The organism is Pedobacter sp. WC2501 (genome assembly GCF_052682415.1).
This window is the reverse complement of sequence record NZ_JBQZFI010000001.1, coordinates 5,464,476-5,476,045: the sequence shown is the minus strand read 5'-3', so window position 1 is coordinate 5,476,045 and position 11,570 is coordinate 5,464,476. Positions and strand designations below refer to the sequence as shown.

General features: G+C 39.6%; 7 protein-coding genes. 5 read left to right on the top strand and 2 right to left on the bottom strand.

All coding sequences use genetic code 11. From position 1 onward, the window contains the following. Positions 1 to 200: 200 nt before the first annotated feature. Positions 201 to 1,418, bottom strand: coding sequence for a thioredoxin fold domain-containing protein (locus tag ACUN24_RS22995; RefSeq protein WP_445564635.1), 1,218 nt, complete (start codon positions 1,416 to 1,418; stop codon positions 201 to 203). A 355-nt stretch (positions 1,419 to 1,773) separates the two neighbouring features. Between ACUN24_RS22995 and ACUN24_RS22990 the strand changes: the two genes are divergently transcribed. After that, a complete protein-coding gene (locus ACUN24_RS22990) occupies positions 1,774 to 2,271 on the top strand; it encodes a glycosyl-4,4'-diaponeurosporenoate acyltransferase CrtO family protein (protein WP_445564634.1) in 498 nt (165 codons plus the stop codon). 182 nt (positions 2,272 to 2,453) lie between these two features. Here the strand turns inward: ACUN24_RS22990 and ACUN24_RS22985 are convergent, their stop codons facing one another. Then, positions 2,454 to 3,188 carry an NUDIX hydrolase gene (locus ACUN24_RS22985; RefSeq protein WP_445564633.1) on the bottom strand — a complete coding sequence of 245 codons (735 nt, stop codon included), beginning with the start codon at positions 3,186 to 3,188 and terminating at the stop codon, positions 2,454 to 2,456. A 191-nt stretch (positions 3,189 to 3,379) separates the two neighbouring features. Here ACUN24_RS22985 and ACUN24_RS22980 point away from each other — a divergent pair, with 191 nt between their 5' ends. Genes ACUN24_RS22980 through ACUN24_RS22965 form a run of 4 tightly spaced genes read left to right on the top strand, consistent with a single transcriptional unit; the run spans position 3,380 to position 11,365 of the window. Beyond that, the gene (locus ACUN24_RS22980) at positions 3,380 to 5,617 is read left to right on the top strand and encodes a hypothetical protein (protein WP_445564632.1); all 2,238 of its coding nucleotides are present in this window, start codon (positions 3,380 to 3,382) and stop codon (positions 5,615 to 5,617) included. Positions 5,618 to 5,650: 33 nt separating this feature from the next. Then, the gene (locus tag ACUN24_RS22975; protein WP_445564631.1) at positions 5,651 to 7,972 is read left to right on the top strand and encodes a glycoside hydrolase family 3 N-terminal domain-containing protein; all 2,322 of its coding nucleotides are present in this window, start codon (positions 5,651 to 5,653) and stop codon (positions 7,970 to 7,972) included. Between the two features lie 45 nt (positions 7,973 to 8,017). Further along, complete coding sequence (locus ACUN24_RS22970) at positions 8,018 to 8,905, top strand: alpha/beta hydrolase (RefSeq protein WP_445564630.1); 888 nt, start codon at positions 8,018 to 8,020, stop codon at positions 8,903 to 8,905. 12 nt (positions 8,906 to 8,917) lie between these two features. Then, positions 8,918 to 11,365 (top strand): glycoside hydrolase family 3 N-terminal domain-containing protein, encoded by a 2,448-nt coding sequence (locus ACUN24_RS22965; protein ID WP_445564629.1) that lies wholly within the window; start codon positions 8,918 to 8,920, stop codon positions 11,363 to 11,365. The last annotated feature ends 205 nt before the right edge of the window (positions 11,366 to 11,570 follow it).

Sequence of the window (11,570 nt, the reverse complement as noted above, 5' to 3'; positions counted from 1 at the left end):
TGCTTCGTCGGCTGAAAAGCCTTCTCGCAATGACGATAACAAGGGAAATTTTATCCCTCAGGGTGACATCATTTTGCGATTTATCCCTTAACTTAATTAGCTTACAGAGAAACTTCGTTGCTAATGCTTTATATCAGGGCATTAGCAAAAAAGGGGATGCAGCCCGATAAGCTACATCCCCTTTTGCTTAATCTTAAGGATTATTTACCTTTTTTCATTTTCTCAAGCGTAACCTGATACTGCGCTTTATTTTCAGCTGCAACCAGGTCCACTGCTTTCTGCTGCATGGCGATTGCCTGATCCTTCTTACCCAGCTTATAAAGCAGGTTGGCATAAGTGTCAAGGTAAGCAGGCTCTTTGCTCTGGGTCTCATCCACGCTGCGTTTACTCCAGCTCAGCGCCTCAGTGATGCAGTTATTGTCTTTACAATTTTCAAAAACCGTCCATGCAAATGAATTCAGCATATCAGCACGTACTTCTGTACCGTATTTTTTCATATAGCTTAATACTGCAGGCTGAAATTTGTCCCATTTTTTTTCGCTCTGAAAAATCTGGATCTTCATCAGGTCTACAGGTTCGCTAATATCTACTGTCGGGTATTTCGCCCGTGCGGAAGCAGCCAGTGAATCTATATTTGCGTTGGGTTTCCTAAGCGCAGGATAGATGTTTTCCTCCAGAATAATAGTGCTTAAGATTTTATTTGATTTTCCCTTTCCCAGAATTGCATCTGTTTTTTCAGGATCTTTTAGCATTAGCTCAAATCCTTTGCTTTTAGTGCTTCTGGTGTATCTGCTGATAAACTCCAGGTTCTCTTTGGTATAGAGGTCTTTTTGTGTATTAATATAAGCATTGGCAAATTTTTCAGAGTTTTCCTCATCATAAGCGGCCTCTGCACTAACGGCCAATTGTTTCAGGGTTTCAGGAGTAGGATTTCCTGACTCGCTTTTTTTTAGCAGTGTATAATACTGGGTTTCCGGGTTGAGGGCCATCTGCGCTCTGGCGATAAATTCATCCGCCTCACCGCCGCCCACAATACGGTGTACAAGCTCTCCCTGGGGAGAGAAGATCAGAAAGGTAGGATAGGCATTTATCTTAAACTCTTTGCTCATCGACTGGGCATCGGCATACCAGCTTTTCACTTCTTCGCTGTCATTTTTGGTCTGGTCAAACTGTACCTTAACATTTACAAAGTTTTTGTTAAAGAATTCACCTACCTTCTCCTGCGGGAAAATGGTACTGGCCATATATTTGCAAGGACCGCACCAGGTAGTAAAGCAGTCGACCAAAAGGAATTTGTTCTCTTTCTTTGCTTTTTCCTTCACCTGCTGCCAGGAAAGCCCGTGTTCAAAATGGGTGCCTTTAACCTGTGCGCTACCAATAAAAGGCAGCAGCAGGAATATTAAAAATAATTTTTTCATATCTGTTTGTTTTCTTTGAGTTAATAAAGATCGTGATTTTAACTAAAAATGATGTATCATCGCTTTAATTAATACTATTTTGCTTCAATTTTTTTAAAACTATTCTAAGAGCCTGTTTAAATTTTTATTCAATTACATTACTTCTCCTAATTTGTCACAAGAGCGAAGTCGATTGCTTCTCTTAAATATAAAATGGTCTTCGACTACGCTCAGACTGACATACGAAATAATTTTATTTAAATTTAAACCTGGCAAGGCCATAAAACGCTATTCAATCTTTAATGCAATTTCATAGTTATTTATTATTTTCGGTACTTAAAGTTACGCTTATAGGATAAAGACGACGCCTCAGCTTATGATTAAGTATTTTACATTTAGTTTTTCGATTGCTTTTATTTCCTGGATAGTTGGCATGATCATAACTGCCTTACTTTCAAGAACAAATTTTTACAGGAATAGGTTAGCATACCTAAATTTCATAAAAAATGAAAAGGTTAACGGATTAATTGGACTAACACCGTTCAAATGCATCATCATGCATAGCTTCTTTAAATATTTCAATCCCAAGTTATCAGTCACTAAAAAGATCCTGGCAAGTGAGCTGGGAGAATATAGATTGGAAATGACAAAGGCTGAACTAAACCATCTTTTTGCTTTTCTATTTATGATGATTTTCATCGCAATTAAAATATTCCAAGGCTTATACTTATTTGCAACAGTGATGTTATTGGTTAACATTTTAATGAACCTATATCCAAGTTTGTTGCAGCAACAGAATAAGAGGCGAATTGATCGGTATCTCCACATACGAAACCAGCGATCACTTCAGCGCCTTGTTGGTCAGGCTGGTTGAAAAAATAGATGCCTCAACAGCCTCTTTTCTTATAACTTCATTGTTTTCGGTTGCCGATTCCGGAAAAAGCTTCTTGTCGACTCTGTCTGAACCCATCAGCTGTAAATTTCAAAATCATTACAAAAAATAACTAATTATTAATCTAAAATTAATGGTTGCTTTAATTCAACTTTATTGTCAGACTAAAACCTAAATTCGTTTATTGCTTTCTCATAATTTTGCTCATCAAACCTATATAGGTTCGGAGCCTTATGTGCTCCACCTTTTCTGGGTTCGTCAAGTTTGATCAAGATATTGTAACGAATCATTTTTCTGTAGAAGTTTCCCCGGTTCAACTTTTGTCCCAGTATGGTTTCATATAATGATTGTAGCTCTGGCATGGTAAAGGCTTTGGGAAGCAGGTTATAGCCGATAGGTTTGTAGCTGATGTGTTCCCTTAATGTACTTAATGCTTTTTGTAAAATCAATGCATGATCCATCACCATATTAGGTAGCTTATCAACCGGGATCCACTCACATTTGTCAGAAAAATTATCTGCAACAGGAGTTACCTGTGTATAATCCACTAGGGCGTAATAGCCGATGGTGATAAAACGTTGCTTATGCCATAGATCATCCGGATAGCTTTCAAAATAGCCTTCAGAGCGGTTAAGATCGCCAAACACACCAAAATTATTCAGAAAGATTTTATCCGCTCCACTGCGCTCGAACAAGATCCGCTTTGCAGCATCATCGATAGATTCATCTTTGTTCACATAACCTCCCGGCAGGATCCAGTTGTCTTCGTTTTTCATTTTCAGCAACAATACTTTTAAGCTGTTATCGTGAAAGCCAAACACCACACTATCAATTGAAATATGGGGCAGGGATTTACGCCACATTTCGGCACTCGCATCTTGTATTTCTTGAATAATCATTGCTGTAAAGTAATGTTTTTTAGACACCGAAATTAATAATTTGTTTTTCTTAATTAAACATCTTAATATTGCTTCATAATGAAGCAATGAGAAGTCGCTTGATTTTTTCTAACCAATTTATCTCGCCTCAAAAATTTTTATGCTTCAAAAAAAATCAATAAAATATCAGATAGTTTAATTATTCGTTAGTTATGAGCACCCCTAAAAGCATTTTACTGTTTTTAATGTCGGCATTTTCCATTCCTGTATTTGCCCAGGATCCTGTAAAAAGAGACTCCATCCCACAAAAGAAAATTGTAGAGAAAAAAGAAGAAGATAACCGAAATGTAATGCTCAATGCAGCAAACAATACCGGACCAAGAGATGTAAATATTGGTCTTCCTTCAACTGTTGGGGGTATTACCATCCAGGAAAACGATTTGCCTGTAGTATATTTTTTCTGGCCCGAACTGCCTAATAGAACATGGCGCCAGAGTGTAAGTCTGGCCAAAACGGGCCTGCTAAAAATAGGGGAATCGGTTATTACCACTGGCGATCTGGGTTTCGCGGTAAACTCTTATACCAAACTGGGAACGCCAAAGTTCGAACTGGTAGGTAATTTATCGGCCAGTCATTATGGTTGGCTTAAAGGCGATGTGAATGTTTCCGGACCATTATCCAATGGCTGGTCTTATGTAGCCGGTATTTATCAGAATTATGATCCAAATTCGTTTGATGTTAGGTTTTCTAACTATTCTGATAAAACCCAGATTTATCGTGCCGGTTTAACCAAACGTTTTAAACAGGATAAAGGTGAGATCAGTTTCCTTTATAAATACGCCAAATCTATCTCTTTAACAAATTATGCGGTTTTCCAGTATAAGGAAAACGGGCAGGTGCAGGAATTGGATAATTTCAGGATCGGTAGGGATTCTTATATTATCAATGATGGAACGGTAAAAGTTAAAGATATTTTAACCGGAGAATTCAGTTATAAAAATTTAGGGAACAACGATGCTGCCTCAACTTCCCAGTCTTTTGATGTGCTGGGAAATTATAAACTGGGTAACGGATGGAAGTTTAATTTTTCTACCCGTTTCAGGTATGCAGAAGCAACAACACTTACAACTATTCCGCTAAGTATTTTCCAAACTGCTTCAGGTGGTGGATTTTCTTATCAATCAACAGGGGAGGACTATGCCGGAAATGTAAATTCGATGTTGGCTTTGAGCTCGCCAAAGGTGCCTACGAAAACGGCCATGTCCAGGTTTGAAATTACAAAAAAAGTAAATAACCATGATTTAAGGATCGGTTTAACCGAATATTTTTATGATGTAAACAAATTTACCTCAAGCCGTTCTTTCTATTACCAAACCGTAGAGGCCAATCCCCGGAAATTGGTTAGAAATACTGCAGGCGGTAGTTCAAATACCGATGCGGATGGTTTTTATAACTATAATGTTGGCGGAGAATACCATAATGGATACGAAAATAAATTATCGGCTTATTTTTCTGATAAATGGCAAATTTCAAATAAACTATCCCTTAACTATGGCCTGAATTTACGCTACCAAAAAGTTAAGGGCGATTACTACTTAACCCCAAGAACCAGTGGTTTTGTGTTTGATCAGCGTCAGAAAACCTATATCGATAATAATTGGTTTCACCTTGGCGGATCTGTTAATGCGGTTTATAAAATTACCGATAAGCTAGGGCTATTGGCTGATTTTACCTATGCAGAAAACAATGGTAGGTTAGAAAGTTATTCTGGAGCTGTTGTACCCAATGTGGATAAAACAAAAAGTCCGTTAGGTGCATTTGGTATTTATTTTAACCATGATAAATTTAGTGTAGTTTCCCAGGCTACCTATCTTACCAGAAACAATTATCAGGCACGGCTAAACCTGGTTAATCCAGGCAATGGAAGCGATTCTCAGGTGGCTACTGTAAATTACGATATCCAGACGGTAGGCTGGACTACCGACATTGTAACCAATCCATTTAAAGGGTTTAACCTGCACTATCTGGTAACTTTACAGAACCCGATCTATAAAAACTATAATTTTAACGCTTTTGGTAACAGTTACTCTTACGATAATAAAAACGTACTGGAGATTTCTAAAATCTTAATGGAGATAGATCCGAGTTACACCTATAAAAACGTAAAGGTTTGGGCAAGTTTCCGCTATTTCAGTAAGCAGTTTGCCAACCTCACCAATGCGCTTTATTTCGCCGCAAGGTGGGAAACCTTTGGAGGCGTAAACTATAAAATTAACAAACACTTTGATTTTGGCGTAACTGCGGTAAACTTCTTAAACCAGACCGGTGCTAAAGGGACAATCAATGGAGCAGAGCTGATTACCGATGCCTCAGCTTATTATAATCAACTTTTAGTAGGCTCGTATATCCGTCCGTTTACTGTTGAGGCCTCACTTAATTTTAGGTTTTAAGATCAGAAAGAGCCACATGTAAATAATAAACAGATGAAAAAAATTACAACAACATTAACCCTGGGAGTTTTAGCCTGTTTTGCGGTAAATGCACAGCAAAAGGATGGTTTTACGCTGGTAGAAAATAACAATGGTGCAACACTCGGTTATTCATCAGCCTCAGGCCTTAAAATTTTAACTATTGGGGGTAAAAAATTTAAGGATTTAAATAAAAACGGTAAGCTGGACAGGTATGAAGACTGGCGTTTATCTGCCGATGAGCGGGCTAAGGATCTGGCCTCAAAAATGTCGGTTGAGCAGATTGCAGGTTTAATGTTATACAGCCGTCATCAGGCCATGCCGGCAGGGATTTCGGGTTATAATGCAGGTACCTATAATGGCAAGGTTTTTCCGGAAAGTAAGGCCAGCGCCTCTGATCTAACCGATCAACAGAAACAGTTTTTTAAGAATGATAACCTTCGTCATGTTTTAATCACCAGTGTGCAAACGCCCGAAGTGGCTGCCATTTGGAACAACAATGCGCAGGCCTTTGTAGAAGGAATCGGTATGGGGATCCCCGCGAACAACAGTACCGATCCACGAAATACCGCTTTAGTTACCAGCGAATTTAATGCAGGTGCCGGAGGCAAAATTTCTTTATGGCCCGATGGTTTGGGCATGGCGGCTACCTTCGATCCAAAAATTGTGCAACAGTTTGGCCAGATTGCCGCAAAAGAATACCGCGCACTAGGCATTGCTACAGCTTTATCTCCTCAGATAGATTTAGGTAGTGAACCCCGTTGGTACCGCATTGCCATGACCTTTGGCGAAAGCCCTTTATTAACTACCGATATGGGCAGGGCTTACATTGATGGTTTTCAAACTTCTTATGGTAAGCATGAAATTAAAGATGGCTGGGGCTACAAAAGTGTAAATGCGATGGTTAAACATTGGCCGAGTGGTGGGGCAGAAGAAGGTGGCAGGGACGGGCATTGGGCTTATGGAAAATTCGCCGTTTATCCAGGCAATAACCTGCAGCAGCATATTGATCCTTTTGTAAATGGTGCATTTAAATTAAATGGAAAAACAGGTAAGGCCTCTGCCGTAATGCCCTATTATACCATCACTTTCGATCAGGATAAAAAGTACAATGAAAACGTAGCCAATGGTTACAGCAAATATATCATAACCGATCTGCTGCGCGATAAATATGGTTATGATGGTGTTGTGTGCACCGATTGGCTGGTTACCGGAGATGAGGGTAAAACGCCAAACCTATTTGCAGGAAAGCCTTGGGGAGCTGAAGCATTAAGTATTGCAGAAAGACATTACAAGGTGTTAATGGCAGGCGTTGACCAGTTTGGTGGTAACAACGATAAAAAACCGGTTCTGGAAGCCTATCAAATGGGCGTTAAAGAATATGGAGAGAAATTTATGCGTGCACGTTTTGAACGATCGGCAGTGCGTTTACTGAAAAACATTTTCCGAGTAGGGCTTTTCGAAAATCCTTATTTAAATGTAGCTGAAACTAAAGCTACTGTAGGTAATGCCGAGTTTATGAAAGCTGGATATGACGCGCAGCTTAAATCAGTAATACTCTTAAAAAACAAGGCAAACATTTTGCCAATTAAAGAAAAGAAAACCGTTTATATCCCTAAAATTTATTCGGCTCCTACCAAAGATTGGTGGGGAGTTTACACACCTGCCAGGTTAGATTATCCTGTAAATTTAGCGTTGGTTAAAAAATATTATAACGTAACCGATAATCCCGATCAGGCTGATTTTGCCCTGGTTTTTGTAACCAGTCCGCAGAGTGCCGAAGGTGGTTACGACATTAACAACAGGAATAACGGCAGCAATGGTTATGTGCCAATTTCATTACAATATGGCACTTACACCGCAGAATATGCAAGGGCAAAAAGTATTGCCGCTGGCGATCAGGTAATCGACCCTACCATTAAAGATCGCAATTACAAAGGCAAAACGGTTACCGCTGCCAATACTATGGATTTAAGGACCATTTTAGATACCAAAGAAATGATGAAAGGGAAACCAGTAATTGTTTCGGTTACGGCATCAAAACCAATGGTCTTTAATGAATTCGAAAAGGTGGTAAATGGTATTGTACTAAATTTTGGTGTATCAACACAGGCTGTTCTGGATATTATTTCTGGCAGCACAGAGCCATCAGGCCTGCTTCCGGTACAGATGCCAGCGGATATGAAAACCGTTGAAGAGCAAAAAGAAGATGTGCCGTTCGATCTGGTTCCGCATCAGGATACCGAAGGCAACCGTTACGATTTTGGCTACGGCTTAAATTGGAAAGGTGTAATTAAAGATGCCAGAACAGCGCAGTATAAAGTTGTGAAACCATGAAAAGTTTAAAGTTCATTTTAATTCAGTTCACTAAAATATAAAATCATGAAAAATAAAATTAGCTTAATAATGCTAGTCGCTTTAAGTATCTCCGTGTCGGTAAAAGCACAAGAAACTGTTAAATTATACAATGGCGTTGCCCCAGGATCAGAAAATTGGAAACAAAAGGAGGCACAAACCTATTCCGAACTGTTTAAAACAGAAGTAGTTTACAACGTTACCTCGCCAACTTTATTGGTTTACAAAGTGCCGCAAGGCGTTCAGAATACCGGTACAGCCATTGTAATTGCGCCTGGGGGAGGTTTTCAGAGTTTATCCATCAACAGAGAGGGAATAGACCTTGCCAAAAGGTTAAGCGAAAAAGGAATTACGGCCTTTGTGCTAAAATACCGTTTGGTAGAAACCATCACTAACGACCCTGCAAAAGAAATGATGGATAAGTTGAAAGATCGTGCCACTTTTGAAAAACAGACTGCACCCGTAATTGAATTGGCTGCAGAGGATGGTAAAAAGGCACTCGAATATGTTTATGAAAATGCATCAAAATTTGGTGTAAAAGCCAGCCAGATCGGGATTATTGGTTTTTCTGCTGGCAGTACGGTTGCCATGCAAACGGTGTTAAACAATAATACAACGTACGTTCCAAATTTTGTAGCCTCTATTTATGGCGGCCCTGCGGCTGATTTGCTGCAAAAACAAATGCCGAAAAAGGTTACCCCAATGTTTGTTTGTGCAGCCAGCGATGATCAGTTAAAGCTTGCACCAAGAAGCATCCAGTTATACAATAAATGGCTTGATGGTGGCTATCCTGTAGAACTCCATATGTACGAAAAAGGTGGCCATGGCTTTGGTATGGGCAAACAAAACCTACCTGTAGATAGCTGGGCCGATCGGTTTGAAGATTGGTTGAAATATCAAAAGTTAATGAATTAATAAATATAGATTATGAAAAAGAACCATGTTAACGGGGTGTTTAAACTTTCGCTGATGGGGGTATTGGTATTTGCCAATATCTCCTGGAAAAATGCTTCCACAAATGGAAAAAACTCAACCTTAACCATAAACGGTTTTACCTTTGAAGATATGAACAGCAACGGTAAACTGGATAAATATGAAGATTACAGGCTTCCGATAAGCGAACGGATTGATGATCTGATCAGCAAAATGACCGATGAAGAAAAAGCATCTATGCTGATGGGTACGGGAATGCCTGGTTTTGACGGACTTACACCAGTTGTTGGAGCCATTGAAGGCCGGGTGCCGGGTGCTGCGGGCGGTACTTACGAAATTAAACGGTTGGGCATCCCCGAAATTATTGTGGCCGATGGCCCAGCCGGCCTGCGTATTAAACCCATCCGTGATAACGATAAAAATACCTATTACTGTACCGCTTTTCCCGTGGGTACTGCATTGGCTTCGACCTGGAATCCAGAATTGATTCAAAGTGTTGGTAAAGCCATGGGTAACGAAGTGAAAGAATATGGTGTTGATGTGCTTTTGGCACCTGCTTTAAATATCCACCGCAACCCGTTAAATGGACGTAACTTTGAATATTATTCCGAAGATCCCTTAATTGCCGGTAAAATTGCAGCAGCGATGGTTAACGGTATCCAATCGAACGGGGTTGGTACTTCGATCAAACATTTTGCGGCAAACAACCAGGAAACCAATCGCCTGTCCATCAATGAGCACATCACTGAAAGGACCATGCGGGAGCTTTATCTGAAAGGTTTTGAGATTACCGTTAAAGAATCAAATCCCTGGACGGTGATGTCATCTTATAATCTGATCAATGGAACCTACACCTCTGCAAGAAAAGATCTTTTAACCGATATCCTCCGTGATGAATGGGGATTTAAAGGTATTGTAATGACCGACTGGTTTGGTGGTTACGCTGGTTTCAATGCTTTAAAAGCAGGAACAAGCAATGTGGTAGCACAGCTAGGGGCTGGTAACGACCTGCTCATGCCGGGGCTTCCTGCGCAAAAAGCAGCCATTTTAGAAAACATGAAAAACGGAAAATTTTCTAAGTCTGTAGTTGATACCAATCTCAAGAGGATTTTAGAATTGGTTTTTAAATCGCCAACCATAGCCAAATACAAATATAGCAACAAGCCTAACCTTAAAGCCAATGCAGAAGTAACCAGAAATGCTGCCGCTGAAGGAATGATTTTGCTTAAAAACAACAATAACTTATTGCCCTATACTGCCAAGGCAAAAGCAATTTCGGCCTTTGGTGTAACTTCTTATGATTTTATTGCCGGTGGTACTGGAAGTGGAGATGTAAACGAGGCATACACCGTTTCCTTGATAGAAGGTTTAGAAAAAGGCGGTTATCAATTAGATGCCGAACTGAAAACATTGTACACTCCATTTGTTGCAAAAGAAAAAGCCGCAGAATTGGAGAGCCGTAAAGAACGAGGTATTTTGGCTTTGCCACAAAGATTACCAGAACTTGAATTAAATAAAGAACTCATTGCTAAAAAAGCAGAAACTACAGAACTGGCCATTATTACGATTGGCAGAAACTCCGGTGAAGGAGGGGATAGAACGGTTGATAACGATTTTAACCTTGCTACAGATGAAGTAACCCTAATTAATAACGTAACCGGGGCTTTCCATGCAAAAGGGAAAAAAGTGGTGGTGATTTTAAATATTGGTGGGGTAATTGAAACTGCTAGCTGGAAAGATAAAGTTGATGCGATTTTATTATCGTGGCAGCCAGGCCAGGAGGGAGGGAATTCTGTTGCAGATATTATCTCAGGAAAAGTAAATCCATCGGGTAAACTAACGATGACTTTCCCCATAAAATATGAAGATACACCATCGGCTAAAAACTGGCCGGGTACACCTATCCCAAATCCGGAAAATGTGACTTATGAAGAGGGGATTTATGTAGGTTATCGCTATTTCAATACATTTAAGGTAAAACCATCGTTTGAATTTGGTTATGGTCTGTCTTATACAAATTTTGAATATGCCGACCTTAAATTGAGTAGCAAAACTTTTAATGGAAAGTTAACCGCATTCATTACGGTAAAAAATACTGGCAAGGTTACCGGTAAAGAAATTGTACAATTGTATCTTTCAGCACCACATCAAAATATTGATAAACCCGTTGAAGAACTTAAAGCCTTTGCTAAAACCAAGCTACTTAAACCTGGCCAGTCAGAAACTTTACAGTTAACCCTGTCTCCGAAAGATTTAGCCTCGTTTATGGAAAGTAAAAGTGCCTGGATTGCTGAAACTGGAACCTACAAAGTGGCTATTGGCTCATCATCTTTAAATATAAAACAAACTGCTGAATTCTCTTTGCCGCAAGAACTGGAAGTGGAAAAAGTACATAAAGCATTTGCATTAATTGCTCCAATTAGCGAGCTGAAAAGTAAATAATCTACAAGCCGCCTCAACAAATTTCAGGGCGGCTTGTATTTTAAATTGTATTTACTCGGCAATCCATTTGGAGACACTTTGCGCTGAAATGGAGGGGGGCACTATTAGTTAAATATATAATGTATGGTAGAAGCTCCATAACCGGGGAAGCATGATAAGCCATGAAGAACTTCCTTTACGCGGATTCTTATTATGCTCTTCTTGC